Below are 26,086 nucleotides of genomic sequence, written 5' to 3'. Positions count from 1 at the left end.
GTCATTGAGCGTGTGCTGTAGGAACATTGACTGCTGCGGTCAATGCCCGTCGGCATCCTGAGTGGTGTGGGCGTGGCAGGGCGACGAGGGGGCGGACGGTGGGGAAGGTATCGCGAGCGCGGCGGGCGGAGATCCAGCGGGAAGCTACCCGGCTGCGGGCACAGTGCCAGCGAGACGGCGACAGCCAGGAGCGGACCGTCACCGTGCTCCGGGCCGCGATTCCCGAACTCACGGCGCTGGAAGCGTGGCGCCTGGCTCTGGGATGGTCCCGAGCACAGGCGATCCGCGAGGTCGCTCAGGTCTACCTGGCGGACGACCTGCTGCCGCCGGCCCTGTCGCAGGCTCTGCTGTGCCGGTACGAGCACGGGCAGGCACAGCCCGGCGACGAGTACCGGATCATGATCTCCCGGGCGTACGGGGCACGCCCGGACCAGCTCGGGCTCGCCACGAACCATCTGTGGTGCAGTACGTGCGCGGCTCCGTTGCCGCTCGACTACGGTCGGCGGCAGCGTGAGGAACAGGGCATCGACCGAAAGGCATCCATGACGACCGAGAGCGGCCTGCCCGCCATCCGTGAATCCGTGCAGTGGGCCGTCCTGGACGCGCCCGAGGGCTCGCCGTCGCTCGTCGCCCTGGCCGAGGCCGCAGTGGAGCACTACGCCCTCAACTACAGCAAGCACCCGCCGTCCACCCTCCACGACGAGGTCCGGGCCACCCGCAACCTGCTGTCCACCGTGGTCGCCGCAGCCGACCGGGACACCGCCCGCGGCCTGCGTCGGCAAGTCGGCTGGCTCTCCGCGCTCCTTGGAAATCTCGCCTACCACCTCGACGACCGTGCCGGCGCCCGCGCTCACCTGACCCTGGCGGGAGCCATCGGCAAGTCCACCGGCGAGACGGCACTCACCGCCTGGTCCAGCGGAGCCCTGGCCATGGTCGCCACCTCCCGACGCGACTGGGACCACGCCCGCGGACACGCCGAGCACGGCCTCCAGCACGCCCCCGCCGGCCTGCGCCGGGCCCAGCTCCTGGGCTGGGCCCTGCTGCCGACGCTTGCCGCACTGGGGGACGCCTCCCGAGCGGACGACGTCGTCAGCGAGAGCGACGAGATCATGCGGACGGCCGTCGAAATCCCGGGCCGCTTCGGATACGACCGTGCCGAGCACCGTCTCCATGTCGCCGAGGCCCACCTCACCCTGGAGCGCTACGACCGGGCCGCCGGCGTAGCCCGCACATCCATTGCGGCAGCCCCCGAGCACACCCCGGGATGGGTTGCGGCCACTCTCGTGCTTGCCCTCGCCGAAGCCCACGACGCTCCCGAGGCAGCAGTCGGCCGCGCGCTGAACGTCCTGGACCTCATTCCGCCCGCGAGGCTGCGAGCCACTGCTCGCAGCCGTTTTGCCCGCCTTACCCGAATCCTCGACCCGGCAACGAGCAGTGCGGGCGCCGAACTGGCTGAGCGCCTGCGCGCCCTGCCCGCTCCGGTCCGGACGGACGGCACTGCCGCGTAGATGTCTGGCGTACGCGGCCCCCTGCCGCCGGAGGGAACGGCCCCGGGGCAGCACCGGGCTGGTCGGCTGGATCAGCGGGACGATGATCTGCGCGCGGATGCCCTGGGCGCGGTGGCGGTCGGCCAGGAGAGACCCGTCAGCGGCCATCGCGTAGCTCCGGGCCGGGTGTTGAGGCAGACGTTGCCGGGTGCAGGTCGGCCATGGCCAGGACCATCTCTGCCTGGTAGCCGGCCGTACGCGACAGCGGCATGGGCCGGGGCCGGAGGGCTTTTTCCGCCCGGTGGCACCAGGCGATGAGGACGGCCTCGGTTTTCGCTCGCAGGGCCTGGAGCTGTTCGTGGTCCGGGGCGGCGGCGAGGAGCTGGTCGGCGTGCCGCAGGAGCATGCCCGCGGCGCGCGCCGGGACGAGGAGGACGAGGTCCTGGTCTCGGCCGGCATCGGGGTTCTCCTGGATCTGGCGGATCATCAGGGGGGTGATCGAGCGGACCTCCTTCGCGGAGGCCAGGAACACGGTCTCTTCTTCCGAGGCCGCTGTGTGTTCGGCGATGAGGTTGCCGAGGACGTGGCGCCCGTCTTCGAGGATGCCGACGGCTTCTTGAGGGGAGAGCCGGATGGGGGCGGAGTCCCACATCGGGACTTCGGGGAAGAGGCCGAGGCCGCCGTGCCGGGCGGTGTAGTGGGCGCTGCTGGATCCGGCCGGCTCCCACTCGCGGTCGTCGCCCGCGCCGTGAGAGCTGGCCGGCTCGGTGGCGGCGGGAGGCGGCAAGAGGTAGGCGCCTGGTCCGAAGGAGGTCAGTCCGATGCAGTCCGACGGGGTCTGCTCGACGCGCAGGCCGTACCGGGCCGCCAGGTCTCCCATGATCTTGGGGAGGGCGGGTTCGGCGCGGGAGGCCATCGCCCACACCCCGCCGGAGTCGCTTCCGTGGAGCGAGACGGTCAGCGCCGGCCGTACGGTGTCGATCACCCTCATGAGGGCACGGGTTTCCGGCAGGGTGGCTTTGAACGAGGGGCTGGGGAAGGCCCACTCGGGCTGGTGGCGAGCCTGGGGCCGGTACAGGCCGCGGTGGTAGTCCTCCAGCGTCGGCGGCCAGGTCTTCGTCCACCAGTTCTGGTTGGCGGCGACGCCGTCGGGGTCGGCGCATCCCACGAGGTGCCAGGAGACCTCCTCCCGTGCCTGGGGGTGCTCGGTGAGGTACCGGGCCAGGGCGGTGACCACGGTCAGACCGATCGGTTCGTTGGGGTGCGGGGCGCCGAGGACGAGGACGTGCTTGGGGCCGCCCTGGACGGTCAGCATGGTCATGGGCCTGCCCTGGCGGGAGCGGCCGATCTCGGACAGGGTGCTGAGCGTCGGGTGTTCGGCGGCGGTCTTCCGCAGCTCCTGGTCCAGTTCGTCCAGGGTGGGCGGCCGGTCGCCGATGTAGGGGGCGAGCGGGTCGGGGGTCACGCCCAGCCCTCCCCGCGCAGAGCGCCGTGGGCCGGCGGGACGTCCTGGCGGGCGGGCCCGGGCGCGTCGGGCTGGTAGCGGTTGGTGCTGGTGCTGGTGCTGGTGCTGGTGCTGGTGCTGGTGTTGGTGCCTGCCGTGGCGTTGGCCGCGTCGTGCTGCGGCTGCTCTTCGGCGTGCGGCTCCAGGTCCGGTACGGACGCGGCGGCGAGCCCGTGGGGGCTGCCGATCTCGTCGGCGATCAGGCTTCCGGTCAGGACGAGGCCGGCGGCGTTCATGCCGAGGAGCATGAGCCCGGGGACGGTTTCGAGGAGGTCGAGGGCGGACCACCCGATTCTGGTGGCGGGGGCGGGTAAGCGGGCCATGCGGATCACGGCAGCTGCTCCTTTCCGGAGGCGGTGGCGGGGGCGATGAGGTCGGGCAGGAGTTCCCAGAAGGCGGCCAGGGCGATGAGGTGCGGGTCGCTGCGGGCTCCGCACCGCTCACGCAGCTCGTCGACGCGGTCGAGGAACAGACCGGTGGGCCGAAGGTCTTCGGGGAGTTCGTCCTCCGTGGCGAGGCCGGCGAGGACGCGCAGGACGGTGAGGTCGGTCTCGGTGAGGTCCGGGGCGAGCGTCGACACCGGAGGCGGAGGGACGTGGCCGCCCGCGAGCAGGGCGGTGGCCCTGCGGGCAGCGGTCGGGGCGCCGAAGCGGCGGCCGATCGAGGTCAGGTGCCGGCGGACGATCCCGACAGGCAGGCCCAGCTCCTCGGCGATCTGTGCGTCCGACGCCCCGGTGAGCAGGAGTTGCCCGACCCGCAGCTGGGCTGAGGTGAGTGGGCGTGGCCTGGCCGGGGCGGCGGCGCGGACCGGCATCGTCGCAGCGGTCGGCGGTTCGTCCGGCGCGGGAGCGGCGCGGGCGGTCAGGAGCCGGGGGTCGCGCAGCACGCGGTGCAGGTCGGCGGGCGAGGTGGAGCCCTGGCCGGGGGGCACGGCCCAGTGGACGTCCAGGCCGCCGGTCGTGGTCAGCGGGGGGATGCCTATGGACCTGCCCTTCGGCATGACCCGCACGCCGTGGGGCCAGTCGGCCGGGAGGACGGAGTCGGACGGCAGGAGGAAGTGCCAGGTCCGCGTGGTGCGGTTGGCGAGGACGGGGCCGGTGCGCGGCCCCAGCGTGGTCAGCGCCGGGCGGGCGAGGTCGGCCGGGACGCGGATCGCGGTGAAGTCCTCGCCGCAGCGGGCAGGCAGGGTCTGGCTGCTGTCCGGCATCCAGTGGGGCATGTCCCAGCGGCTCAGGACCGGACGCGTTCGGGCCCTGGTCGTCACGACTCCGCTCCCGCCGGCTCGGCGATGCTGCAGGCTTCGAGGGCCGTGATTTCGGCGGTCGCGTCGAGGTGGGCGATATGGCTGAACGCCTGCGGGAAGTTGCCGAGCTGGCGGCCGGTGGCGGGGTCGTACTCCTCGGCGAGCAGGCCGAGCCCGTTGCGGACGGCGAGCAGGCTGGCCAGGGCGGTGCGGGCGTCGTCGGGCCGGCCGATCCGGGCGAGGGCCTCGGCCAGCCACCCGGTGCAGATCAGGAACCGGCCCTCTTCACCGGCGAATCCGTCGGGCCCGACCTCGCCGCCGTGGGTCCGGTAGCGCAGCAGGAACCCGTCGTCGGTGCCCAGCTCGCGCTGGACCGCCTCGACGGTGCCGATGAAACGCTTGTCGTCGGCGGGCAGGAAGCCGGCGAGCAGGCCGTGCAGGAGCGAGGCGTCCAGCTCCCGCGACCCGTACGACTGGGTGAAGGCGTTGCGGTCGGAGTCGTAGCCGTGCTCGCACACCTCGGCGTGGATCTTCTCGCGCAGGCCCCGGAACCGGTCCAGGGGGCCGTCGGCGTGGCCGGCCTCGATGGTGCGGACGGCACGGTCGACGGTCGCCCAGGCCATCATCTTGGAGTGGGTGAAGTGCTGTTCGGGCCCGCGCATCTCCCAGATGCCCGAGTCCGGCTGGTCCCAGACCTGCTCCAGCTCGGTGGCGAGCGTGACGACGAGCGAGCCGAAGCGCGGTGACCAGCTGCTGTCGGCCAGGGCGAGCTCGTGGAACTCGATGGCGAGTTCGCCGTAGACGTCGATCTGGAGCTGGTGCGCGGCGGCGTTGCCGATGCGGACGGGCTTCGATCCCTCGTACCCCGGCAGCCAGTCCAGTTCTCGCTCGGGCAGCTCCGTCTCGCCGCCGACGCCGAACATGATCTGCAGGCGGCCGGCGCTGCTGACGGCCTGCGCCGCCCACATCGCCCAGGCGAACGTCTCGCGCAGGTAGCCGAACCGGCGAAAGGAGCCGGCGGCGATGGCCGTGTCGCGCAGCCAGCCGAAGCGGTAGTCGAAGTTGCGGGTACCGCCGATCTCCTCGGGCAGAGAGGTCGTCGGGGCCGCCACGATCGCGCCCGTCGGAGCGTAGATGAGCCCCGCCAGGGTAAGCAGGGAGCGGACGACATCCTCGCGGTCCGGGCCGGTGTAGGTGCAGCGGGCCGCCCACTCCTCCCAGAAATCGAGGGCGAACTGCAGCAGGGCGTCGTCGACGGGGACGGGCGGCGGGCTGTCCACGCCCTCCCGCCAGGAGAGCCCGAAGGAGACCGTCTCGCCTTCGGCAACGGTGAAGTCCGATACGAGATCGGCGCCTTCGACGCGCACTCGGGCGTCGGCGTCGAGCCACAGCCGGGCGTCTTCGCCCTGGGGGAGGTCGATCGCGTGCCGCCGGTCGACGGCGGCGATCCGGGGCACGGCGCGTCCGTAGTCCGGGCGGGCCCGCAGCAGCGACCTCATGGCCACCTTGCCGGCCACGCCGGTCACGATCCGCACCAGGCGCGGGGACCCACCGCCGAGCACCATGAAGTCGCGGACGACCGCCGTTCCGGTGTCACAGACCCATGTGGTCTCAAGGACAAGGGAGTTGCCCACGTACCGGCGGCCCGAGCCAGGGACGGCGGTGCCCTCCATGAGGCAGGCGGGCGCGATCTGCCAGAAGCCGTGCTCCTCGGTGCCCAGGAGGCTCGCGAAGACGGCGGGGGAGTCGAAGCGCGGCATGCACAGCCAGACGACGGCGCCGTCCCGGCGGACCAGGGCGCTGCCCTGCTGGTCGCTCAGCAGCCCGTGGTCCTCGATCCGCGGGCCGGCGACGGGCGGGGGGCCGGCGGTGTGCTGGCGGGGGATGTAGGGGAGGGCGGTCACGCGGCCACCGCCGTCGTGGGGCGGTGCGGGGCGATGATCCGGCCGTCGGGCAGCAGTTCGCCGGTGTCCTCGAAGAGCAGGACGCCGTTGCACAGCAGGGTCCAGCCCTGCTCGGGGTGGCTCGCGAAGGGCTTGGCCGCCTCCCGGTCGGCGGAGTCGGCGGTGGGGCAGACGGGTTGGTGCTGGCACATGAGGCAGTCCTTGAACGAGAGGAAGGGGACAGAGGGAGCGAGACCGGACGCGGCCGGGGGTCAGGCGGACCGGCGGTGATCGGGGCCCTGGAGCGCGGCGGCGAAGCCGTGCCACGGCTGGGCCGCCGCGGTCCGCCGGCCCCAGCTCACGCGGTACGGGCGGCCGGGCTGCGAGGGCTGCGTGACCCACAGGGGGGCGTAGCCCTCGCGGTCGGCGAGGAAGCGGGCCGCGACAAGCGCTTCCTCGCCGTCGGCGATGTCGAGGTGCCGGCTGGGGGAGCGCCCAGTGGCCGGGGCCGCCAGACGGTAGCCGCTGAGCAGGGGCACGATCAGCCACCGCCCGGTCTCCGACGGACGCGGGCGCTCGTCGTGCAGGGCGGCGAGGTCGGCGGCGAACGCGCGGGGGCCGAGGATCTGCCGCTGCCAGGCGTGCCGGATCAGCGAGGGCCGCGTCGTCGCCCCAAGCCTGGCGGAGGTCTTCTCCAACAGGTAAGCGGCCTGGTAGGAGGCCGTTCCCTGCCGGCGTGCGTAGGCGGCGAGGGCCGTGCCGGCGGCGAGCGCCCGGACCAGGTCGAACGCGTCCGCGTCCAGGAGGAGCGGCTGCAGCACAGGGGGTGATGGCACCGCGCCGCAGGCGTAGCCGTGGTGGACGAGCTGCGGCCGGACTGCGGCCTCCAGACCGAAGTGGCGGGCGATCTGGTCGAGCCGGTACCGCACGCGCGCGGCGGTTCCCAGGCCGAGCCGGGCCGCCACCTCCGGATCCCTGTGGCCTTCGGCGATGAGCTCCAGAACCTGCCGGCCCAGGGGAGGCAGAGAAGCCGTGGCGAGCGAGGGCGTGAGAGTGGTCATGCCGCTCCCACCGAGGTCTCGTCTATAGCGGGGTCCTGCTGGAGACCGGGAGCGCTCATGCGGGCGGCGGAGTCCAGGACGACGGCGCTCCCGCTGGCGCGGATCTCCACCAGCTTCCTCGCGGCCAGGTCCGCGAGCGCCAGGTCGACGTACACGGCCGGCACCCGAAGACGCCTGGCCAGCGATCTGCGGGGAACCCGGGCGGCGGGCTTCAGAGCCCCTGCCCGGATGAGCTGTTCGATCTCCTTGGAGACCGACCCGACCGAGGGACAGGGGGCGAGTGTCTCGCGCAGCGCCCGCAGCATCTCCCGGCCCTGACCGACGAGGACGCACGACTGGGCGTAGGTGCCCCGGACCGACCGCTCGGGAGGGGTGAGCGCCGCGATCCACACGTCCCACCGGGCCCGGTCGGCCGGCGAGTCCGTCGTGTCGCGCCGCGTCCGGGCCAGGCTGAGCCACGGCTGCGTCGAGGTGTAGACGCGGCGGAAGGCACCCTCGATGGCCTCCGCCGGCCAGTCGGTGCGCCGGCCGGTCACCGGCCGCAGCGCGTCGATGTCAGCTGTCAGCATGGCCGCCGTCCGTACGACGGCCGGGTCCGCCGGTCGGCGGAGAGGAAGAAGAAACACGGTCACTCCGAGGTCGAGAGCTGGGCGGCGGCGCGGTAGACGAGGAAGCCGGCGCAGGACGGAGACCCGCTCCGCCTGCTCGGGAAGGCAGGCGCCGGATTCTTCTGTCTGTGCCGGGCGCTCGCACCCGCCAGGCCGAGCGGCAGCAGGGCGACGATCACGGTGAAGGCGTCGGTCACGGCTCAGCCCCCGCTCGTGCGGCGGAGCCGACGAGAACGTGCAGCGCGCGCTCGACGGCGTCGGGGTACTCCGCCCGCGTCCACCCGCCCCGGCGCATCGCCACCTGCAGATCGGCCAGGAGAAGAGCCTCCCGGGCCTCCCGGGACGGGTCGAGGACGTACGTCCCGGGCCTCTCGGCCGCCTGGTGGCGGCGCAGCAGGCCCTCCAGCGTGAGCTGGAGAAAGGCGAGCTGGATCGTCGTCCGTGACGTGCCGAACTCAAGGGCGAGGGACTGCTGGGGCGGCATTTGCTCGCCGGGCTGGTAGGTGTGGTCGGTGAGCCGCTTCCGGATCGCCTGCACGACCAGGTCGGTCGCGGTGCTGGTGCGGTGGGCCGGCCGGCCTTCGGGCCCGAGGGCCCGCACACCGGGCAGCCCGTCGAGGGCGACCAGGCCCTCGTCGCGCAGGACACGGGTCACGGCCGTGGTCATGAGGTGGGTCTCGCCGAAGCGGCCCCGCAGGCCGGTCTGGGTACGCACCGTCCCGGGCCGCCAGACGCCCGAGCGCAGCTCCTCGCGCAGGGTGAGGAGCATCGGCTGGTCGGGCCCCGCTCCCTTTCCGCGGACGCGGGGGAGCTGTTGCGTACCGGATCTTGCCCGGCCGGGGGCGGGCATACGGGGATTCGCTGCGGAGAGCGCCGTGCGGGTGCTTCTGCGCATCGTGGAAGAGGACCTCATGGTCAAGGCGCTCCCTTCTGGTCGTCGTGGGCGTGCTGGTCGGTCGGTGGTGGCGCTGTTCCCGCGTCGGCGCGGCGCCGGCCCGGCAGGCGGGGGGCGATCTCCACGAGGAAGAGGACCGTGCAGCAGAACCCGGCGACGAACAGGGCTCCCCACAAGGTCATCGCTCTCCTCCGTGTCTGCCGACGGCTGCCGCACGAAGCGGGCGGCCGGGACACCGCCCACGCTTTCGCCAGCGGGCATATCTGCATAAATGGGGTGCTCTTGGGGTGAGGGGTGCCGTGCCGGCCCCGGACTGCCGGTACCGGTGAGGGGAAGGGCCGGCCGCGAGCTCCCCCACGGAGGTGCGGCCGGGGCGCGGACGGGTGCGCCACCTCCCTCGGGCGAGGAAGGCCCCGGTTCAGGTCCGCACCGCCAGGACGGCGCGGGTATGTCCCCCTCCGCGTCAGGCGGCGGCGGGCTGGGTCTCGCGCTCGGCCGCCCGTACGGCGTCGTCCGCGGCCTTCTCCAGGGCGTCGTTCAGCCGCTCGGCCCGCGGGTCTCCCAGGGCCTCCTGGATCCGCAGGTCCCCGAACCGGTCCCAGTACCGCCGGGCCGTCTCGTTGCGCATGATCATCGAGGCGTAGAGGCGGAGCTGGTGCCTGCTCACGAGGCCGAGCCGGTCGCGCAGGCTGAGGGTGCAGATCATGTGGTTGGCGGACATCAGCCCCATGTACTCCTCGGGCTTCATGTCGGCGGGCGCCCACGTCGCCGCCACGGCGGGGTCCGTGGAGACCTTCTCCAGCCAGTCGAGCTGGTTGCGGGCGAGGGCGATGTCGACCCGCTCCCGCTGGTGCTTCGCCTCCTGGCGCAGGCGGGCCGCACCGACGCCGGCCACAGCCGCGCCCGCCAGCAGTACCGCCGCGGTACCGAACTTCATCGGAAAGTCCTCTCTCAAGGGGTGTTGGTGGTGCTTCCGCCCAGATCGGACGGAGCGGAAGGGCCGGCGTCCAGGGCGGACAGCAGCCCGGCGACCAGGCGCGCGAGGTTCTGCGCCCGGCGGACGACGACGTCGGTCGTGAGGACGAACGGCGGAACGGGGGACGCCAGCGGCTGGCCTAGCCGCCCGCGCGCCTCGCCGAGGACGGCCAGTGTGCGGTCGGGAGAGTCCGGCCGCACACCGGCCTGGACCGCGCCCTGCAGGTGCTCCCCGTACGCGTTGAGCTGGTGCACCGCGGCGACGGCCTGGTCCAGCGACGGCCGGTCCTCACCGTCCGGCGCCCACGCCAGAACCTCCTCCGCGAGCGTCCGCGCCTCCTCCCGGAGGCTCTCAGCCGCCTCCGGGGCGGCAGCGGCGGTCACGCCGCGCCCATGAGAACAGCGGGCGCCGCCGCGCCGAAGCGCGGGTCTGCGGCCAGACGATCACGCAGCCTCCCCAGCGCGAGACCAGCCGCCGGAAGTCCCACCGCGGCCCGGCGCGCGTCGAGGTCGCCGGCCGGGTCGGACACCCTCTGCAGCTCGGGCCCGCCGGGACCGAGGCGGTACTGGGTGCCGTAGAGCTGTGGCAGGTACGCGTTCACGAGACACCGGTCGTAGAGGTGAGCCCACTGCCGAAGCGAAGCGGTGCCCCGGCCCACGGCGTCGTACATCAGCCGGGAGGCGAGCCGCTGGACGTCGGCCCGGGTGTCGGCGCGAAGAGCAAGGCGCCACGCTGCCCTCGCACCTTCCTCTCCGACGAGCGGCACGCCCGGCCAGCCGTAGTCCGCGACGGCCCGCGCCAGAACCGCGGCGTTGCCGTGATCGATGTGACGGGCCGCGCCGATCTGCTGGTCGGCCGGCTGCATCCGGGCCAGCCGGGCCCAGTGCTCGTCAGCCCTCTCCGCCCGGGCGATCAGCTCGCGCGCGAGGTGGGGGTGCATCGGGGCGGTACTCATTTCGCTCCGGGTCTGGGGCAGGCGGTCGGCGCTCACGCGGCATCCCTCGTGAGGTCCAGGAGGTCCAGGAGGGTCTGGGCGTAACGACGCAGGTAGCCGACGGTGTCATCGCCCTCGGGCATCCCCTGGTGGAGCGCACGTGCCTGCGCGATCAGCCGGGTCGGAACAGGCCGGACTCGGACTGTCGCTCGGGTGATGGTCGGCTCAGTCGCACGCCTGAGCTGGAAGCCGATCCAGGCCACGTCCTCCTCGGAGAGCCCGCCGGCCTTCAGTACGACCTCCTCGCGGCGCCGGGGCCGGAAGGGGAGACGGTCCAGCAGGGCATCGGTCGCGGACGGCGCCGCCGGGGGCGCCGGCGCGTGGCAGGGATCCATGACCGCGTCGATGGCGGCGAGCAGGTCCTCCTCGTCGTCCTGCGGGTCGTCCGCCACGGACCGCGCGAGCGAGGTCAGGAGCCACTCCAGCGTGGTCTCGTCCTTGCGCGCGATCAGCATGCTCGCTCCTGTGGGCGAGTCGTAAGGCGAGCCCAAGTGGTGCGGTTCTTGTCGCGGACACCCCAGTCTTTGGCCAGCCTCGTCACCAGGAGAAGACCTCGGCCCCCCGTCTCCGCGGCCCCTGCGGTCTTGAGCCGGGCCGGCTTCGAGGTCCCGTCGGTGACCTCGACCACCAGCTCGTCGCCGCAGTGCTCGATGCGCAGACCGACGACCTCCTCGGCGCTGCCCTCACCGCCGTGCAGGACCGCGTTCGTCACCAGCTCGGACACGACGACGAGCGCGTCATCCGCCACCGCCGCGGGGATGCCACCCCACCGATCCATCGCTTCCGCCGCAACCTGCCGCGACGTTCGGACGCACGCCGGCGAGCTGGGCAGGGAGACGGCGACGGCGTTCCGGAGCGGCGCCAGGCGAGAGGACGGACGTTCATAGGTCCGGAGGGTGTGCTCATGTGCCATGGGGGGCTCCTCAGGCGTACGAGGCGACGGACTGCTCGGGGAACGTGCATGTGCGGGAAGGGCGCCGCATCGCAGCGTCAGCAGGGATGCGAACGGCCGGGTACTTGGTGGCGCGACTGGAGTATGTCGCCGCCCGGCACGTCGTGAAACTCTCACGATGAGAGTGTCCGCATGAGCGGATCATGCATATGCCGCTGCCGAAACCGTGCCGTGTACCTTGCCTTGTGGCCGCCCCGTACGAGCGGGAAGGATGGCGGCACTCGCGTAAGGGGAGTACGCCATGCTGACACCGACTGGGCCAGCCGCCTCGGCTGATGTCCCCGGGTGGGAAGGTCCGACCACCCGCCTTCGCCTGCTCGGCATCCGCCTGGCAGCCCTCCGGAAGCAGTCCGGACTGTCCGGGGAGGAAGCCGGGGCCGGAGTAGGCATCTCCAAGGCCACGCTGAGCCGGTACGAGCGCGCGAAGACCAAGGTGCGGTGGCCGCTCGTAGATCAGCTCTGCAGGCTCTACGAGGCATCGGACGAGGAGCGCTTGGAGCTGGTCGACCTGGCCAAGAACAGCCAGGACACCGGCGGATGGTGGATGGACCGCGGCGATCTACCGGAGCACATGCGGCTTCTGCTGGCCCTGGAGGACGAGGCGACCCACATCCGCCAGCTCGCCGGCGGAGTGATTCCTGGCCTGCTGCAGACGATGGACTACGCCAAATCCATCAAGACGACTCCAGGTTGGTCCTTGCCGGAGGACGACCTGGGGGACCGCCTGAGCCTGCGGATGCGGCGGCAGCAGATTCTTGACCGAGACCTGCCGCCCCGGTACGAGGTGTTCCTCGACGAGGCCGTGCTACGGCGCGTAGTCGGCAGCCCCGAGGTGATGGCGGCCCAGATGTCGCAGCTCCTGAAGCGCGGCAGCCAGGACACCATCGCGATCCAGGTCCTCCCCTTCGAAGGCGGGGTCTACAGCGCGGGACTCGGCAGCCATGTGATCTACGGTGGATTCGGTGGGCCCGCCCTCGATGTCGTCTTTCTGGAGCACCAGACCGGCGGCGTCTTCCTGGAGCACACCGAAGCGCTTGAGGAGTACGCAGGCGGCCATGCCTACCTGCGCCAGCAGGCGCTTGACCCATCCGCATCGGCGGCCCTCATCGCCGAGGCACGTGATCGATTCCTGCATCTCGCAAGTAAGTAGAGGACACGTGGAAGACCAGCTCGAATACTTCACCAGCTCGTACAGCGGCTCGCCTAACAACGAGTGCCTGGAGTGCGCGTTCGCGGGGAACGGCCTCCGAGTGCGTGACTCCAAGCGGCCCGACAGCGGCACGCTCAGTCTGGGCCACGACGCATGGGCGGCCTTCACCGCTGCGGTGGACCAAGGCACGATCTGACTCCTGCCCGCCTGTGCCGGCCCGGCGCCTCCCTGGGAGGAGCCGGGCTTCGTCGTACCGCGGCCTTCCTGCCCGGGCGAGTGGAGTCTGGCGGTTTTGCCGAACTCGAAGCCCGGAGTGGGGTATTCAAAGAATCTGCCCATGCGGACAAGCCTCTTGTCCGCATGGAGAAGCTGAAAGGGGGAGCCGTGGCGCAGAAGCCGGTACCGCTGGACGAGAACCAATCGGCGCGAGCCTGGTGGGGCAAGGAACTTCGGAACTGGCGCCGAGTGCGGCGCCTCTCCTCCAAGTCCCTAGGCGAGTTGGTCCAGCTCAGCGCCACGTACGTAGAGCGAATCGAGAAGAACCAGAGACGGTGCACCGCACAGTTGGCGGCCAAGTTCGATGTCGCGCTCGACGCCGGTGGCGCCTTAACACGACTGTGGCGGTACGTGGAACAAGAGGAGCAACAAGAGGGCTCTCATGCGGACAAGGACGTGACCCTTCCCGTCGTGGGCGGCATGGAAGACTGGCTCTCGGGCAGGGTGGGAGGGATCCCGGTCGCCTACCTAGAGAGGATGTCTGCAGTGGACCGCCGCAAGCTGATGACCTTACTTGGGGGCCTCGGCGTTGCAGCCACAGCCCTGCCCACTGGTCCGCCCCGCCCGCGGCAGGTTCGCGCGGAGGACATCCAACAGGTCCGGGCCGCCTCCACCACACTGTCCCGGTGGGACGCTCGGTTCGGTGGAGACGGACTCGTCCAGAGTGCCGCCGAAGGGGAGATGGCCAGAGCGCGCGCCCTTCTGGAGCTGAGCTGCCCCCCATCGCTCAGGCAGGATCTGTTCACGGACGTCGGCCGGCTGGCGATTGTGCTTGGCGCCGCGGCGTTTGACCGGCTCCAGCACGATGAGGCGGCTGCGCTCCTGGAGCTGGGGTGCCAGTGCGCGGAGGAAGCAGACAATTGGAGCCTGCGGGCTAGCGCCCTCAACTGGCACGCGAGGCAGGAGATCTGGCGCGGCCGACCGGAGAAGGGCCTCACGCTCGCGGAAGTGGGCCTGGTACGGTCCGATCGGCTCACTCCGCGCGAGCAAGCGATGCTCCACAACGCCAGGGCGCGGGCTTTGGCCAAGATGAAGCAAGCCAAGGAGGCCCGTGTTGCAATCAGCCTGTCTGATGACATCGTGACCCAGGCGAAGAGCCTCAGGGAGGAGGCTCCCTGGATGCTCTTCTACGACCAAGCCCAGCACCTCGGAGACACGGGGCATGCACTTTTCGATGTGGCGATGCTCGCGGGAGACAGGACCGCCGTCGAACTGGCGCGGCACCGGTTGGAGAGCGCAGTCGAAGGACACACCTCGGAATTCGCTCGGTCCCGTGCACTCTCCGGGACTAAGCTCGCGACGCTGCTGATGTCGACCCGCGAGCCGGATCGCGCTGCGGCTGTGGCCACCAAGGCTCTCGACGAGGTGGGTCGTCTGAGCTCCCGTCGTGCTGCTGCCGACGTCGTCTCCCTCGCGCAGGCCGCCGCCCCCTTCAGCCGGAGGCCAGAGCTCGCCGAGCTCCGAGCCAGGATCGGTACCGTACTGGCATGACCGCGTCCGACATCGAGCTGTCCCGAACGGTGCTCGCAGAGGCCGTGGCGGCGAGAGGGTTCTCTGCTCGGGGCGCCACGCTCATCCGGTTGGGCGAGAACGCACTGTGGAGGCTCGCCTCCAACGTCGTCGTCAGGATCGCCAGGCCCGGTCAGGACGAGGCCGCTGCTCGCGAAGTCGCCGTGGCGCGATGGTTGGCTTCAGCCGGTGTGCCCACGGTCGAACCTCTCGAGATAGACCAGCCCGTGATCGCGAGCGGTCGGGCGGCCACCTTCTGGAAACTCCTTCCCCCGCACAAGGCCGGCACGGAGGCAGACCTCGCCGGCCTGCTGGGCCAGCTCCACAGCCTCCCCCTCCCGACCTTCCCGATTAGCCGACTCGACCCGTTCGTCCGGATCGAGGAACGACTCGCCGCCTCCCACGCCGTGGCAGAGGAAGATCGTGCCTGGCTCCTGAACCGTCTCCGCGAGCTCGAAGCTCGATGGCGGGACCTGCCCGGCGGCCGGGGGGACTGCGTGGTCCATGGCGACGCCTGGACGGGGAACTGCGCGGTGGTCAAGACGCCGACGCGACGGGCCGTCCTCCTCGACTACGAACGCACATCCATCGGCCCCCCGGAGTGGGACCTCACGTCGACCGCCATCGAGGCCGACACCTTCGGGAACCTGTCCACCGACAGATACCGGGCTTACTGCGACCAGTACGGGTACGACGTCATGGATTGGCCCGGCTACCCGACGCTCCGCGCCATCCGCGAGCTCCGGCTGGTCACCTTCGCCCTGCAAATTGCAGATTCTGACCCCACGGTGAGGAGCGAAGCTCAAGGTCGGATTGACTGCCTACGAGGACGAAGGGGACCGCGCCCATGGGGATGGAGTCCGGTCGGGTAGTGGGTCTCTCCTCTTCACTCGCACAGGAGGTTGACGCCCAACCCTCTATTGCTTTGCTGCGCTTTGAACCACTGCCAGCCACTGGGTCATGAGGTCCTCCGCCGAGTCCAGTTCTCCAGCGACGCGGAAGACGCCTGCCATGTGCTCCGTCATGACCTCGCTGAGTTGCTCAGCGAGGTGGTCGAAGGAGGGGTCCAAACAGAAGCTCAGCACATTGGCCGCCTCGACTTTGTCGAAACATCGGGCTGCCGCGAGTGTGACTTCGCCCAGGCCCAGCTCGTCGATTCTGGCACGGATGGCTTGCTGGCCAGGGGTGTCCGGGAGCAGCAGACCGTGCATCAGGTACAGGCTGCCGCAGAAGGCCAGGACGCGGGTGGTTTCTCTTGCGTGATTGAGCCTCTCAGGGCTGACGGTTCTGGCTTCGGCCACCACGTCACGCTGCTGTGCCATGCGCAGTATCTTCTCCAAGATTCCGTCCCGCTCCGCCTGCTCGAAGGCGGCTGCCAGCGTCGCGCCGTCCACTCCTGGCAACAGCCCGCCGGCGGTCATTGCCTCCGCGAAGGTCTCCCCGCTCACCTCCCCCTGCGGAAGTCCGAGCAGTGCGACAAGGTGGACCAAGCTTCGCTGTCCACGGCGTGTCGGCGGCTGGATGTCCTGAGCGTTGTCGAGTAGGGCTTCGCGCATGCGAGCCGGATGGCCGAACGAGCCCGGTGATCGGGCCAGGAACTTCTCCGCATCGGCGTAGAGGGCATCCGTGTCGGTGTCGTCGCTTGCCCGACGGGCCTGCTCAATCAGGCGCTGGACCGGACCGCGGCGCAAGGCCCATACGAGAGCGTCGCGAACAGGCTCGAAGGGCGGCTCCGGAACCGGCTTCTGGGAGTGCGCTCCTGGCGTGCCAGCCCGCATGTACCAGGCAAGGACCGTGGCACGTAGGTCCCTTCCCTGCCCGCTGCAACGCGCCAGGACATCGGCGATCTCCACGGCCCGGGGATCCAGGACGGATGTCGTGCCGCGACCTCTGCCCAGGGCCTTGCGGGCGTGCCGCGGCAACAGGCCAGCCCGCCGCCAGCGTTCTAGCTGGGCTGCCGATACGGCCAGGTCGCGGTCATGGAGGAGCCTGAGCAGCTCCTGGTCCGCAGGTGAGGTGTTGTCACGGGTCACGTCGGCACCTTAGAACCCCGCGAAGTGCCGTGGAGCGGGAATTTGGCTGTCTGGCTCAATGGGCCGAAGGGGGAGGGCACAAGCAGGTGCTTCATGGACGTCTTCGGCCCGAATGCGGTCATGCGGCCGGGGCGCTGTGGGTAAGTGGACGAGAGGGAGAGAACTCACCGACATGCTGAACGACGTCATCACCGGCTCGATCGCGGAGCTCCTTGGGGGCTGCGCCGTGGTTATGGCCGTCGCTCTCGCCGCACGGGTCCGCGGCCGTCGGGGTGCCCGGTGCGGCATCGCGCCGGGTGGATACGCGGAAGCGGCGCGATCGGCTCGCACATACACCCTGATTGGTGAACGGGCTCCGGACGGCCACGCGGTCCTGCTCGCCAGCAGCCGGCCTGCCGGCACCGTCATCACCTGGCAGGAACCGGCCAGCGACCGTCGACAGCGGTTCGAACTGACGGACGCGGTCCTTTCCGACGGTACGTTTGCAGCGGAACCCCTCGACTGGTACCGCTGAGCTGTCTGGGGCCACCTACCTTCTTCCAGGAGCAGCTGGAGGACATTGTGCCGACGTCGGCACGGGCGGCGGCGACAGGGCACGGCCGGCGAGTAGTGCTCTACGCGCTCTCGCTGCCCGGAGGCTGTCCTTGGCGTCCAGCTTCAAGGCGAGATCGAGGAGGTGCCTGAGGGGCGGTGCTGCCGTAACTGGCTGTCCGTGTTGCTGGCGGCCTTCCAGATGCTGCTGGGGGTTTCGGAGTCGTCCTGTTGATCTCGGTTAGCGTCGGCCTCTTTGGATATCGCCCGGTGAAACGAGGTCGGGCTCTATATCGCTCACGGCAGACACATCTTCGGGATGAGGAGTGGAAATTGCTGCGGACGGATGTCAACCTATAGATCCGGCCCACTTATCTGTGATGCTCGCGTAGATGACTCTCGGGGGAATTTTGACAAATGTTTCGTTGCTCATCCGAGCTACTTGTCCTCTCCTGTTCGCCCTCGGTGCGCTGCAGGCCGTGATATCTGAAGCGCGACATGATTTCTCGGGTGTAGCGAACGGCCTGTTTCTGTGTGTGAGCGTTGCCTGGCTGATCGGAGAGGATTTTCTGCAACGCGACTACAGTCGGGATCGGTTTGTTCTTGCCTACGTCGCTAGGCACCCCGGAGTCGATTTTGGGCAGGTGGCTCGCGCCCTTGAAGGCCCGGAGCGGGTCGTCGCGCGTAGCCTCGCGCGACTTGAGGCGGAGGGCCTTCTTGCTTGTGTTGCGAAGCACGAAGTGTCAGGCGGCCGGCGGTACCGCATCGCAGACTGACAGCGCCCGAGGATGACGAGGGGTGCCGCGGCAGCTCGGAGGGCAGGGCAACATAGCCGATGATCGCCGGTTAGCCTAACCGGCGATCATCAGGATCATTTAGGTGTTCGCATTCGGCTGTGCTTGGCGGTGGAGTCGTCGTGGACGCGGGCTGCCTCGGCCCGTTTCGTTTCTCCCCCTCACAGGAAGCGCTCCATGCCCGCACGATCGCTACTTACCCCCTCAGTCGTGTCTAGCCCTGACAGCGCTGTGCGCCCCGGGTTTCTCAACGTAAGGGACGCTGCCGCGTACCTGGGTATATCGCCGCACACCCTCTATGTCTGGCGGCATCGGCGACAGGGGCCGCCGAGTTTTCGCATGGGCCCCCGTGGTCGTGTCATGTATCGGCGGACAGCTCTCGACGCCTGGATCCATCAGCAGGAACGCGCAGACTCCCGCTCTAACCCTGCCCTGAACCCACTGGGTGCGGCTCCGCAGCGCCGTGGTAACCCCGACGCTTGACGACCTGGCGTTATCAGGTGCCCTTTGTCTTCCTTTGAAAGGATGTTTATTTGGCCGGGTATATCGAGGATCGATGGCTCAAGAAGAAGAAGGATCCGGTCACCGGGAGACGGGAGAAGACCGCTCGCCACGGTAAGGGTAAGCGGTACAAGGTTGCCGGCATACCTGGGGTGCGAGACCGATCCTTTGACGTGCTGGAGGACGCCAAGGCGTGGCTTCGTCGGGCAGCCACGGACGAAGAGCGAGGCGAGTTCGTAGACCCGCGCGACGGGTCCATCACACTGGCCGAGTACATCGAGACGCACTGGGCACCAGGGCGAGGTGGTGCTCCGAAAACCCAGGACAGTCAGGAGCGTAGGTGGCGTCTCCATATCGTCCCGCACCTGGGCCAGCTTCCGCTCAGGAGCATCGCCGCAACGGATCTGCGCGCGTTCATAACCAAGCTGGAGTCGACAGTCTCGTCAGTCGACTACCAGCGCGGCATCCTGTCCGAGCTTTCCTCCATCCTGGAAGCGGCCGTCGATGACAGGCGTCTCGCGCGCAACCCCATGCACGCGAAATCCGTGCGGTGGCCCAAGTCGCCACGGGAGCGGCGCGACGCGTGGCCGGTGGACACGGCACTGCGAGTCCGCGATGCCATCAGTGAGCGGAACAGGATCGCCGTCGTAGTCGGTCTGGGGTGCGGACTCCGCCAGGGGGAGGTCTTCGGGCTCAGTCCGGAGGACATCGACTACGGGCGTGGCCTGCTGCACGTTCGGCGCCAAGTACAGGCGATTCACGGAAGGCTGTACTTCGCTCTGCCGAAGGGGAAGAAGATCCGCACGGTAGATCTGCCCCCATCGGTAGCCGAGGAACTCAAGCGTCACATCGAAGCGTTCCCGCCGGCAGAAGTGGAGCTGCCGTGGGGGAAGCCGGAGGGAGAGCGGAAGAAGTTCTCCCTGCTGCTCACCACGCGCTTCGGCAACGCTGTCGCGGTGAACACATGGAACACCTACACCTGGAAGCCCGCCTTGGCCAAGGCGGGCGTCATCCCGCCGCGCGCCGAGGGGTCGAAAGCCTGGCAGTGGGCGGCGGCCCCGAAGGACGGCTTCCATGTGCTTCGGCACACCTACGCCTCGATCATGTTGGAAGCCGGAGAGTCCGTCGTGACCCTGGCTCGATGGCTCGGGCACTCCTCGCCTGCGATCACTCTCGGTTACTATGCTCACTTCATGCCGGAGGCCGGCAGCAAGGGGCGCGGCACCATCGACGGTCTGCTTGGGGAGCGCGGGGGATGAGCTTGCTAGCCGAAACTCCCCAGATTCTCCCCAGCGCTATTGACTCGTGTTCCCGGCCCCTACGCTCCGGAGAAGCCTTCCGTGGATTGCAAGGTTGAAGAGATGGGTGGCCTGGGAAAGTGTTGCAAGAGGTCGTAGCGACCCGTTATGTCACGCCCTTGCGTGAGGGCGGCTCGCTTCCCGGGATCGTCGAGGCCGACGACCTGGGCACGTATGTCATGAAGTTCACCGGAGCCGGGCAGGGCCGCAAGACCCTCGTGGCCGAGGTGATCTGCGGGCAGCTCGGTCGGCGGCTCGGGCTGCGGGTGCCCGAGCTCGTGCGGATCCAGCTCGACCCGGTCATCGGGCTCGCCGAACCCGACCAGGAGGTGCAGGAGCTGCTGAAGGCCAGCGGCGGCCTGAACCTCGGGATGGACTTCCTGCCCGGCTCGCTCGGCTTCGACGCGCTCGCCTACGAGGTCGGCCCGCGCGAGGCCGGGCGGGTCGTCTGGTTCGACGCGCTGATCAACAACGTCGACCGGTCCTGGCGCAACCCGAACATGCTCGTCTGGCACGGCGACCTGTGGCTCATCGACCACGGCGCCACCATGATCTGGCACCACAACTGGCCCGGCGCCCAGGCGTCCGCCGCCAAGCCGTACAACGCCTCCGACCACGCCCTCGCCCCCTTCCGGCCCGACGTCGCGTCGGCCGCCGCCGAGCTCGCCCCGCTGGTGACGCCCGAGCTGCTCGCGGAGGTCGCGGCCGACGTCCCCGACGAGTGGCTGGTGGACGAGCCGGGCTTCGGCTCGACGGACGAGCTGCGGCAGGCGTACGTGGACGCGCTGGCCGCCCGCGCGGCCACCATCCACGAGCGGATCATCATGGACGCGCCCACCCCCGACAAGCCGTCCCAGGCCCCGGGCTGGATCACCGAACGCCTCGCCCCGCGCGGCCACGCCACCGACGGCGAGAAGGGCGGCCGGGCATGAGCGGGCGCGATGTCTTCGAGTACGCGCTGCTGCGCGTCGTCCCCCGCGTCCAGCGCGGGGAGTGCTTCAACGCCGGGGTGGTGGTCTACTGCCGCGCCAAGGGCTTCGTGGCCGCCCGCACGGAGCTGGACGAGACCAAGCTGAAGGCGCTCGACCCCGGCGCCGACGTGACCGGGGTCCGGGCCGCGCTGCGCGCCGTCGAGGGCGTCTGCCGCGGCGGTACGTACGCGGGCCAGGCCGCCGGCGACGACGCGGGGAGGCGCTTCCGCTGGCTGATCGCGCCGCGCTCCACCGTCGTCCAGCCCGGGCCCGTGCACAGCGGCCTCACCGCCGATCCCGAGGCCGAGGTGGAGCGGCTGCTCGACCTGCTGGTGCGCTGACCGCCGCCCCCGGCCGCCGTCCGCGCACCGCGCGACGGCGGCCCGCCGGAGTGTGACATGCGCCGCTGCGCCCGTGGCCCGTTGACACCGGGTGCCAGGGCTTCTAGCGTCTCGTCTGCTGAAGGTACTAAGCGGTTGCTCAGTCATCGGGCGGTCTCCCCGGAGGCCCCGACGTCCGCTGAGCCGCTATCCAAGGGCGAGGAGAGCCAAGCATGTCGACCAGCGAGCAGCGCGTAGCCATCGTGACGGGAGCGGCCCGGGGCATCGGTGCCGCCACCGCGGTACGCCTGGCGGCCGAGGGCCGCGCCGTCGCCGTACTCGACCTCGACGAGGCGGCCTGCAAGGACACCGTCGAGAAGATCACCGCCGCCGGGGGCAAGGCCCTCGCCGTCGGCTGCGACGTGTCGGACAGCACCCAGGTGGAGGCCGCCGTCGCGCGGGTCGCCGCCGAGCTGGGGGCCCCGACGATCCTCGTCAACAACGCGGGCGTGCTCCGCGACAACCTGCTCTTCAAGATGAGCGAGTCCGACTGGGACACCGTCATGAACGTGCACCTCAAGGGCGCGTTCCTGATGGCCAAGGCCGTCCAGAAGCACATGGTGGACGCCAAGTTCGGCCGTATCGTGTCGCTGTCCTCCTCCTCGGCGCTCGGCAACCGCGGCCAGGCCAACTACTCGGCGGTCAAGGCGGGCCTCCAGGGCTTCACCAAGACCCTCGCCAAGGAGCTCGGCAAGTTCGGCATCACCGCCAACGCCGTCGCGCCCGGCTTCATCGTCACCGAGATGACCGCGCAGACCGCGGCCCGGGTCGGCATGGGCTTCGAGGAGTTCCAGGCGGCCGCCGCGACGCAGATCCCGGTCCAGCGCGTCGGCGTCCCCGACGACATCGCCAACGCCATCGCCTTCTTCACGGGCGACGCCGCCGGCTTCGTCTCCGGCCAGGTCATGTACGTGGCCGGCGGACCGCTCAACTGACCCGAAGGGCTGCGGACATCATGACTGTGCAGGACAGCGGCAAGGTCGCGCTGATCACCGGCGCGAGCCGGGGCATCGGCTACGGCATCGCGCAGGCGCTCGTCGAGCGCGGCGACCGGGTGTGCATCACCGGGCGCAACGAGGACGCGCTGAAGGAGGCCGTCGGGACGCTCGGCGCCGACCGGGTCATCGGCGTCGCCGGCAAGGCGCACGACGAGGCGCACCAGGCGGCGGCCGTCGCCCGCACCATGGAGGCGTTCGGCCGGGTCGACTTCCTGGTCAACAACGCCGGCACCAACCCGGTCTTCGGGCCGATCGCGGAGCTCGACCTGAACGTCGCCCGCAAGGTCTTCGAGACCAACGTGGTCTCGGCGCTCGGCTTCGCCCAGCAGACCTGGAAGGCGTGGCAGAAGGAGAACGGCGGGGCGATCGTCAACATCGCCTCGGTCGCCGGCGTCTCCGCCTCGCCCTTCATCGGCGCGTACGGGATGAGCAAGGCGGCCATGGTCAACCTGACCCTCCAGCTGGCGCACGAGTTCGCGCCGGTGGTCCGGGTCAACTCGATCGCGCCGGCGGTCGTCAAGACCCGGTTCGCCCAGGCGCTGTACGAGGGCCGTGAGGAAGAGGCGGCGGCCGCCTACCCGCTCGGCAGGCTCGGGGTGCCGGAGGACATCGGCGGCGCGGCCGCCTTCCTCACCTCGGACCAGTCCGCCTGGATCACGGGCCAGACCCTGGTGGTCGACGGTGGCATTTTCCTGAATGCCGGAGTCGGCTGATCCGGCCTGGGCCGATATGGTCCCGATTGCCTCAAGTGCCCCGCCGGGCCTGCGGATTGACCCGGCGGGGCACTGCGGTATGGTCTGCCGACCCATGGCTGATCGAGGAGCGTGCACGTGTTCTACCGGGCCAGTCTGCAGGCCGCTGCAGCCCTTGCGTCCCTGTCGTTGCTGGCCGGCTGCGGGCTGCTGCCCGGCGGCGGATCGGATGTGGAGCAGAAGCTCGCCGTCGGGACGACCAGTGAGCCTTCGACCCTGGACCCGGCGGCGGCGTGGGACGGCTCCTGGGAGCTGATGCGGAACGTGTTCCAGACCCTGGTGAGCTTCCCCACCGGCAGTACGACGCCGGAGCCGGACGCGGCCGAGGAGTGCAGGTTCACCGACCGCACCAGTACCGCCTACCGCTGCCGGCTCCGTGAGGGGCTGAAGTTCTCCAACGGCGACAAGCTGGACGCGGCAGCCGTGAAGTACTCCATCGACCGGATCTCGGAGATCGGGGTCAAGGGCGGACCCGTCGGCATGCTCGGCTCGCTCGACCGGGTCGAGACCAAGGGCGACGACGTCGTCATCTTCAACCTGAAGAAGCCCGACGCCACCTTCCCCTTCGTCCTGGCCACCCCCGCCATGTCCCTGGTCGCGCCGAGCGCGTACTCGAAGCACAAGATCCGCGACGACGGCAAGGTCACCGGATCCGGTCCCTACCTGCTGGACGCCTACAAGCAGGGCGACCGCTCCGCGCTGGTGCGGAACCCCGACTACAAGGGGTTCGCGGACCGCAAGAACGACGCCGTGACCATCCGGTACTTCAAGGACTCCGGTGCCATGGTGAAGGCGCTCCGGAAGCACGAGATCGACGCCACCTACCGCGGCCTGTCCGCCGAGGACGTCGTCAGCATCGAGGACGGCAAGAGCAACGGGGAGGGTGACGACCTCCAGATCGTGGAGTCCACCGGCGCCGACATCCGCTTCCTGGTCTTCAACCCGGACGACCCCGCCTCCGGCCAGCCGGCCGTCCGGCGGGCGATAGCCCAGCTGGTCGACCGGGACGCGCTCGTGGCCAAGGTGTACCGGGGCACGGCCGAACCGCTGTACTCGATGGTCCCCAAGGGCATCGCGACGCACACCACCAGCTTCTTCGACACCTTCGGCAACCCCAGCAAGGCCAAGGCCCGCCAGATCCTGGCCGACGCGCACATCACCACGCCCGTCCCCATGACCTTCTGGTACACCACCGACCGCTACGGCTCCTCGACCGCGCCCGAGTTCGACGAGCTGAAGCGCCAGCTGGAGGCGTCCGGGCTCTTCCGCATCACCCTCAGGAGCCGCCCGTGGAAGACCTTCCAGGCGGGCTTCACCAAGGGGGAGTACCCGGTCTTCGGCCGAGGCTGGTTCCCGGACTTCCCGGACCCGGACAACTTCATCGCCCCGTTCGTGGGCAAGAACAGCGTCACGGGCATGCCGTACGTGAAGGACGAGATCACCAAGCAGCTGCTGCCCCGGTCCCGTAAGCAGAGCGACCGGGGCGCGGTCGCGAAGGAGTTCGAGCGGGCCCAGAAGATCCTGGTGGACGACGTGCGGCTGCTGCCGCTCTGGCAGGGCAAGCTGTACGTGGCGGCGGGGGAGGACATCGGCGGCGGCGAGCGCGCTCTGGACCCGCAGACCGTCATGCAGATGTGGGAGCTGTACCGCAAGGCGAGCTGGTAGCACTGTCCGGGGGGGACCGGCGGGACCACCCGGACGGCGTTGTCAGTGGTGCCCGGTAGGTTCTGGGAGCAAGAACGGATTGCTTACCGGAGGTTGTTCACGTGACCGACACCGACCTGCTGCCCGAGTCCTGGCGCGGCGTCCTCGGCGAAGAGCTGCAGAAGCCGTACTTCAAGGAGCTCACCGAGTTCGTCGAGGAGGAGCGCTCCGCCGGACCGGTCTACCCGCCCCGGGAGCAGGTGTTCGCGGCCCTGGAAGCGACCCCGTACGACAAGGTGAAGGTTTTGGTCCTCGGCCAGGACCCGTACCACGGCGAGGGCCAGGGGCACGGTCTTTGCTTCTCCGTGCGTCCCGGCGTGAAGACCCCGCCCTCGCTGCGCAACATCTACAAGGAGATGAAGGAGGAGCTGGGCCTGCCCGTCCCGGACAACGGCTATCTGATGCCGTGGGCCGAGCAGGGCGTCCTGCTGCTCAACGCCGTGCTCACCGTCCGCGCGGGCGAGGCCAACTCGCACAAGGGCAAGGGCTGGGAGAAGGTCACCGACGCGGTGATCCGCGCCGTCGCCGCCCGCCCCGACCCGGCGGTCTTCGTCCTCTGGGGCAACTACGCGCAGAAGAAGCTCCCCCTGATCGACACCGAGCGCCATGTGGTGGTGAAGGGCGCGCACCCCTCGCCGCTGTCGGCGAAGAAGTTCTTCGGCTCCCGCCCCTTTACCCGGATAAACGAGGCCGTCGCCCAGCAGGGCCACCAGCCCATCGACTGGCGCATCCCCGACCTCGGCTGAGCCGCGCCCGAGCCTCCGCGTGTCCGCCCGTCCCGGCGGCTAGCGTCGGTGGCCGGACCACCGGGTCCGGGCGGACGGGCGCGAGGAGGCCGTGGTGACGGAGCAGCGGGAGGCGTCGGAGGACGTCTTCATGACCAGGATCGGCCAGGCGGTCATGCTGCTGCACGGAGGCGACCGGGAGGAGGCCCGCAACCGCTTCACCGTGCTCTGGTCCGAGATCGGCGACGAGGGTGACGCCCTGCACCGGTGCACCCTGGCCCACTACATGGCCGACACACAGGACGATCCGGCCGACGAGCTGGCCTGGGACCTGCGCGCGCTGACCGCGGCCCGGGCCCTGGCCGACGACCGTGTGACGGGAGACCGGGACGCGCTCGCTCTGCGCGCCTTCTACCCGTCGCTCCACCTCAACCTCGCCGCGGACTACGTGAAGCTCCAGCGCCCGGCCGCCGCCCGGGACCACCTGGAGCGGGCCCGGGCGGCTTCGGCGGTCCTGGCCGACGACGGCACGGACGACGGATACGGGGGCGGCGTCCGGGCGGCGATCGGCCGGCTGGAACGGCGGCTGCGCGAGTGGTGACCGGCGCCTTCGGAGCGCCGCCGCCTCACCGCCCGTAGGCGCGGTCGCAGATCCGGGACTGCGGGCTGCCCGCCGGCCAGTGGCCGTAGCCCCTGCCGAGAGCGCACACCCCGGTCCCGCCGCCGGGCGCGGGCAGGGCGGGCGCGGGGGCGGGTGGCGCCGGGGCGATCCGGCGAGGCAGCGGCACCACCGGGGCGGGCGCGGGCCGCCGCGGCAGCGAAAGGCGCGGTTCGGCGGGGTGCGCGGGGGGGGGCCCCGCC

At 70.4% G+C, this 26,086-nt stretch carries 31 protein-coding genes and 1 pseudogene; 15 read left to right on the top strand and 17 right to left on the bottom strand.

The window, feature by feature from the left end:
* Nucleotides 1–98 precede the first annotated feature (98 nt).
* Entirely contained in the window at nucleotides 99–1,508 is a 1,410-nt protein-coding gene (locus ACN6LM_RS01370) for a Twin-arginine translocation pathway signal (protein ID WP_445063398.1), read from the top strand.
* Nucleotides 1,509–1,644: 136 nt separating this feature from the next.
* On the opposite strand, the gene ACN6LM_RS01365 is transcribed toward ACN6LM_RS01370, so the two are convergent.
* The 15 genes from ACN6LM_RS01365 to ACN6LM_RS01295 all read right to left on the bottom strand — a co-directional run bounded on the left by ACN6LM_RS01365 (nucleotide 1,645) and on the right by ACN6LM_RS01295 (nucleotide 11,564).
* Nucleotides 1,645–2,952 (bottom strand): M14 family zinc carboxypeptidase, encoded by a 1,308-nt coding sequence (locus ACN6LM_RS01365; RefSeq protein ID WP_445063397.1) that lies wholly within the window; start codon nucleotides 2,950–2,952, stop codon nucleotides 1,645–1,647.
* Nucleotides 2,949–3,314 carry a hypothetical protein gene (locus ACN6LM_RS01360; protein ID WP_445063517.1) on the bottom strand — a complete coding sequence of 122 codons (366 nt, stop codon included), beginning with the start codon at nucleotides 3,312–3,314 and terminating at the stop codon, nucleotides 2,949–2,951. Before ACN6LM_RS01360 ends, ACN6LM_RS01365 begins: the two co-directional genes overlap by 4 nt.
* A 5-nt stretch (nucleotides 3,315–3,319) precedes the next feature.
* The gene (locus ACN6LM_RS01355; RefSeq protein ID WP_445063396.1) at nucleotides 3,320–4,255 is read right to left on the bottom strand and encodes a helix-turn-helix transcriptional regulator; all 936 of its coding nucleotides are present in this window, start codon (nucleotides 4,253–4,255) and stop codon (nucleotides 3,320–3,322) included.
* Complete coding sequence (locus tag ACN6LM_RS01350) at nucleotides 4,252–6,120, bottom strand: glycoside hydrolase family 15 protein (RefSeq protein ID WP_445063516.1); 1,869 nt, start codon at nucleotides 6,118–6,120, stop codon at nucleotides 4,252–4,254. Before ACN6LM_RS01350 ends, ACN6LM_RS01355 begins: the two co-directional genes overlap by 4 nt.
* 14 nt (nucleotides 6,121–6,134) lie before the next feature.
* A complete protein-coding gene (locus ACN6LM_RS01345) occupies nucleotides 6,135–6,329 on the bottom strand; it encodes a DUF5999 family protein (RefSeq protein WP_445063395.1) in 195 nt (64 codons plus the stop codon).
* A gap of 60 nt (nucleotides 6,330–6,389) precedes the next feature.
* Nucleotides 6,390–7,178 carry a hypothetical protein gene (locus ACN6LM_RS01340; RefSeq protein ID WP_445063394.1) on the bottom strand — a complete coding sequence of 263 codons (789 nt, stop codon included), beginning with the start codon at nucleotides 7,176–7,178 and terminating at the stop codon, nucleotides 6,390–6,392.
* A complete protein-coding gene (locus ACN6LM_RS01335) occupies nucleotides 7,175–7,747 on the bottom strand; it encodes a hypothetical protein (protein WP_445063393.1) in 573 nt (190 codons plus the stop codon). The genes ACN6LM_RS01340 and ACN6LM_RS01335 overlap by 4 nt, the downstream gene beginning before the upstream one ends.
* A 59-nt stretch (nucleotides 7,748–7,806) precedes the next feature.
* Nucleotides 7,807–7,983, bottom strand: a complete 177-nt coding sequence (locus ACN6LM_RS01330) for a hypothetical protein (protein WP_445063392.1) — start codon at nucleotides 7,981–7,983, stop codon at nucleotides 7,807–7,809.
* Entirely contained in the window at nucleotides 7,980–8,699 is a 720-nt protein-coding gene (locus ACN6LM_RS01325) for a GntR family transcriptional regulator (RefSeq protein WP_445063391.1), read from the bottom strand. The genes ACN6LM_RS01330 and ACN6LM_RS01325 overlap by 4 nt, the downstream gene beginning before the upstream one ends.
* A gap of 2 nt (nucleotides 8,700–8,701) precedes the next feature.
* Nucleotides 8,702–8,863, bottom strand: coding sequence for a hypothetical protein (locus tag ACN6LM_RS01320; protein WP_445063390.1), 162 nt, complete (start codon nucleotides 8,861–8,863; stop codon nucleotides 8,702–8,704).
* Between the two features lie 281 nt (nucleotides 8,864–9,144).
* Nucleotides 9,145–9,618 carry a DUF6082 family protein gene (locus ACN6LM_RS01315; RefSeq protein ID WP_445063389.1) on the bottom strand — a complete coding sequence of 158 codons (474 nt, stop codon included), beginning with the start codon at nucleotides 9,616–9,618 and terminating at the stop codon, nucleotides 9,145–9,147.
* A gap of 14 nt (nucleotides 9,619–9,632) precedes the next feature.
* Entirely contained in the window at nucleotides 9,633–10,040 is a 408-nt protein-coding gene (locus ACN6LM_RS01310; RefSeq protein WP_445063388.1) for a hypothetical protein, read from the bottom strand.
* Nucleotides 10,037–10,648 carry a DUF6624 domain-containing protein gene (locus ACN6LM_RS01305; protein ID WP_445063387.1) on the bottom strand — a complete coding sequence of 204 codons (612 nt, stop codon included), beginning with the start codon at nucleotides 10,646–10,648 and terminating at the stop codon, nucleotides 10,037–10,039. The genes ACN6LM_RS01310 and ACN6LM_RS01305 overlap by 4 nt, the downstream gene beginning before the upstream one ends.
* Nucleotides 10,645–11,106 (bottom strand): hypothetical protein, encoded by a 462-nt coding sequence (locus tag ACN6LM_RS01300; protein ID WP_445063386.1) that lies wholly within the window; start codon nucleotides 11,104–11,106, stop codon nucleotides 10,645–10,647. The genes ACN6LM_RS01305 and ACN6LM_RS01300 overlap by 4 nt, the downstream gene beginning before the upstream one ends.
* A complete protein-coding gene (locus ACN6LM_RS01295) occupies nucleotides 11,100–11,564 on the bottom strand; it encodes an ATP-binding protein (protein ID WP_445063385.1) in 465 nt (154 codons plus the stop codon). Before ACN6LM_RS01295 ends, ACN6LM_RS01300 begins: the two co-directional genes overlap by 7 nt.
* A 280-nt stretch (nucleotides 11,565–11,844) precedes the next feature.
* Between ACN6LM_RS01295 and ACN6LM_RS01290 the strand changes: the two genes are divergently transcribed.
* The 4 genes from ACN6LM_RS01290 (at nucleotide 11,845) to ACN6LM_RS01275 (ending at nucleotide 15,410) form a co-directional block, all read left to right on the top strand.
* Complete coding sequence (locus ACN6LM_RS01290; RefSeq protein WP_445063384.1) at nucleotides 11,845–12,753, top strand: helix-turn-helix domain-containing protein; 909 nt, start codon at nucleotides 11,845–11,847, stop codon at nucleotides 12,751–12,753.
* Between the two features lie 7 nt (nucleotides 12,754–12,760).
* Nucleotides 12,761–12,949: a DUF397 domain-containing protein gene (locus ACN6LM_RS01285; RefSeq protein WP_445063383.1), complete on the top strand. Its 189-nt coding sequence runs from the start codon at nucleotides 12,761–12,763 to the stop codon at nucleotides 12,947–12,949.
* Between the two features lie 164 nt (nucleotides 12,950–13,113).
* On the top strand, nucleotides 13,114–14,520 hold the full coding sequence (locus tag ACN6LM_RS01280) for a helix-turn-helix domain-containing protein (RefSeq protein ID WP_445063382.1): 1,407 nt from the start codon (nucleotides 13,114–13,116) through the stop codon (nucleotides 14,518–14,520).
* A complete protein-coding gene (locus tag ACN6LM_RS01275) occupies nucleotides 14,517–15,410 on the top strand; it encodes a phosphotransferase family protein (RefSeq protein WP_445063381.1) in 894 nt (297 codons plus the stop codon). The genes ACN6LM_RS01280 and ACN6LM_RS01275 overlap by 4 nt, the downstream gene beginning before the upstream one ends.
* 45 nt (nucleotides 15,411–15,455) lie before the next feature.
* Here the strand turns inward: ACN6LM_RS01275 and ACN6LM_RS01270 are convergent, their stop codons facing one another.
* Nucleotides 15,456–16,571 (bottom strand): hypothetical protein, encoded by a 1,116-nt coding sequence (locus ACN6LM_RS01270; protein ID WP_445063380.1) that lies wholly within the window; start codon nucleotides 16,569–16,571, stop codon nucleotides 15,456–15,458.
* 172 nt (nucleotides 16,572–16,743) lie between these two features.
* Here ACN6LM_RS01270 and ACN6LM_RS01265 point away from each other — a divergent pair, with 172 nt between their 5' ends.
* The 10 genes from ACN6LM_RS01265 (at nucleotide 16,744) to ACN6LM_RS01220 (ending at nucleotide 25,826) form a co-directional block, all read left to right on the top strand.
* Entirely contained in the window at nucleotides 16,744–17,085 is a 342-nt protein-coding gene (locus ACN6LM_RS01265) for a hypothetical protein (protein WP_445063379.1), read from the top strand.
* A gap of 988 nt (nucleotides 17,086–18,073) precedes the next feature.
* A complete protein-coding gene (locus ACN6LM_RS01260; RefSeq protein ID WP_445063378.1) occupies nucleotides 18,074–18,379 on the top strand; it encodes a helix-turn-helix transcriptional regulator in 306 nt (101 codons plus the stop codon).
* Between the two features lie 50 nt (nucleotides 18,380–18,429).
* Complete coding sequence (locus ACN6LM_RS01255) at nucleotides 18,430–19,656, top strand: tyrosine-type recombinase/integrase (protein WP_445063377.1); 1,227 nt, start codon at nucleotides 18,430–18,432, stop codon at nucleotides 19,654–19,656.
* A gap of 119 nt (nucleotides 19,657–19,775) precedes the next feature.
* Nucleotides 19,776–20,627 carry a HipA family kinase gene (locus ACN6LM_RS01250; RefSeq protein ID WP_445063376.1) on the top strand — a complete coding sequence of 284 codons (852 nt, stop codon included), beginning with the start codon at nucleotides 19,776–19,778 and terminating at the stop codon, nucleotides 20,625–20,627.
* The gene (locus ACN6LM_RS01245) at nucleotides 20,624–21,007 is read left to right on the top strand and encodes a DUF3037 domain-containing protein (protein ID WP_445063375.1); all 384 of its coding nucleotides are present in this window, start codon (nucleotides 20,624–20,626) and stop codon (nucleotides 21,005–21,007) included. The genes ACN6LM_RS01250 and ACN6LM_RS01245 overlap by 4 nt, the downstream gene beginning before the upstream one ends.
* A gap of 212 nt (nucleotides 21,008–21,219) precedes the next feature.
* Nucleotides 21,220–21,981, top strand: a complete 762-nt coding sequence (gene fabG, locus ACN6LM_RS01240) for a 3-oxoacyl-ACP reductase FabG (RefSeq protein ID WP_445063374.1) — start codon at nucleotides 21,220–21,222, stop codon at nucleotides 21,979–21,981.
* 20 nt (nucleotides 21,982–22,001) lie between these two features.
* A complete protein-coding gene (locus ACN6LM_RS01235; RefSeq protein WP_445063373.1) occupies nucleotides 22,002–22,757 on the top strand; it encodes an SDR family oxidoreductase in 756 nt (251 codons plus the stop codon).
* Between the two features lie 117 nt (nucleotides 22,758–22,874).
* Nucleotides 22,875–24,461, top strand: a complete 1,587-nt coding sequence (locus ACN6LM_RS01230) for an ABC transporter substrate-binding protein (RefSeq protein ID WP_445063372.1) — start codon at nucleotides 22,875–22,877, stop codon at nucleotides 24,459–24,461.
* 101 nt (nucleotides 24,462–24,562) lie between these two features.
* Entirely contained in the window at nucleotides 24,563–25,246 is a 684-nt protein-coding gene (locus ACN6LM_RS01225) for a uracil-DNA glycosylase (RefSeq protein WP_445063371.1), read from the top strand.
* A 94-nt stretch (nucleotides 25,247–25,340) separates the two neighbouring features.
* Nucleotides 25,341–25,826, top strand: coding sequence for a hypothetical protein (locus tag ACN6LM_RS01220; RefSeq protein ID WP_445063370.1), 486 nt, complete (start codon nucleotides 25,341–25,343; stop codon nucleotides 25,824–25,826).
* A gap of 25 nt (nucleotides 25,827–25,851) precedes the next feature.
* On the opposite strand, the pseudogene ACN6LM_RS01215 reads toward ACN6LM_RS01220, so the two are convergent.
* Nucleotides 25,852–26,086, bottom strand: a pseudogene (locus ACN6LM_RS01215) (hypothetical protein); the annotation flags it as partial.

Source organism: Streptomyces sp. SAS_281 (genome assembly GCF_052542855.1).
Note: the sequence above shows the minus strand (reverse complement) of the source record. Positions and strands in the feature narration are given on the sequence as shown.

Excerpts from the sequence above, each read along its gene's own strand:
- ACN6LM_RS01335 (WP_445063393.1), bottom strand. The coding sequence starts at position 7,747 with ATGCTGACAGCTGACATCGACGCGCTGCGGCCGGTGACCGGCCGGCGC.
- ACN6LM_RS01290 (WP_445063384.1), top strand. The coding sequence starts at position 11,845 with ATGCTGACACCGACTGGGCCAGCCGCCTCGGCTGATGTCCCCGGGTGG.
- ACN6LM_RS01315 (WP_445063389.1), bottom strand. The coding sequence starts at position 9,618 with ATGAAGTTCGGTACCGCGGCGGTACTGCTGGCGGGCGCGGCTGTGGCC.
- ACN6LM_RS01245 (WP_445063375.1), top strand. The coding sequence starts at position 20,624 with ATGAGCGGGCGCGATGTCTTCGAGTACGCGCTGCTGCGCGTCGTCCCC.
- ACN6LM_RS01265 (WP_445063379.1), top strand. The coding sequence starts at position 16,744 with ATGCTGAACGACGTCATCACCGGCTCGATCGCGGAGCTCCTTGGGGGC.
- ACN6LM_RS01340 (WP_445063394.1), bottom strand. The coding sequence starts at position 7,178 with ATGACCACTCTCACGCCCTCGCTCGCCACGGCTTCTCTGCCTCCCCTG.
- ACN6LM_RS01300 (WP_445063386.1), bottom strand. The coding sequence starts at position 11,106 with ATGCTGATCGCGCGCAAGGACGAGACCACGCTGGAGTGGCTCCTGACC.
- ACN6LM_RS01360 (WP_445063517.1), bottom strand. The coding sequence starts at position 3,314 with ATGGCCCGCTTACCCGCCCCCGCCACCAGAATCGGGTGGTCCGCCCTC.
- ACN6LM_RS01320 (WP_445063390.1), bottom strand. The coding sequence starts at position 8,863 with ATGACCTTGTGGGGAGCCCTGTTCGTCGCCGGGTTCTGCTGCACGGTC.
- ACN6LM_RS01295 (WP_445063385.1), bottom strand. The coding sequence starts at position 11,564 with ATGGCACATGAGCACACCCTCCGGACCTATGAACGTCCGTCCTCTCGC.
- ACN6LM_RS01325 (WP_445063391.1), bottom strand. The coding sequence starts at position 8,699 with ATGAGGTCCTCTTCCACGATGCGCAGAAGCACCCGCACGGCGCTCTCC.
- ACN6LM_RS01235 (WP_445063373.1), top strand. The coding sequence starts at position 22,002 with ATGACTGTGCAGGACAGCGGCAAGGTCGCGCTGATCACCGGCGCGAGC.
- fabG (WP_445063374.1), top strand. The coding sequence starts at position 21,220 with ATGTCGACCAGCGAGCAGCGCGTAGCCATCGTGACGGGAGCGGCCCGG.
- ACN6LM_RS01275 (WP_445063381.1), top strand. The coding sequence starts at position 14,517 with ATGACCGCGTCCGACATCGAGCTGTCCCGAACGGTGCTCGCAGAGGCC.
- ACN6LM_RS01280 (WP_445063382.1), top strand. The coding sequence starts at position 13,114 with ATGGAGAAGCTGAAAGGGGGAGCCGTGGCGCAGAAGCCGGTACCGCTG.
- ACN6LM_RS01345 (WP_445063395.1), bottom strand. The coding sequence starts at position 6,329 with ATGTGCCAGCACCAACCCGTCTGCCCCACCGCCGACTCCGCCGACCGG.
- ACN6LM_RS01260 (WP_445063378.1), top strand. The coding sequence starts at position 18,074 with ATGCCCGCACGATCGCTACTTACCCCCTCAGTCGTGTCTAGCCCTGAC.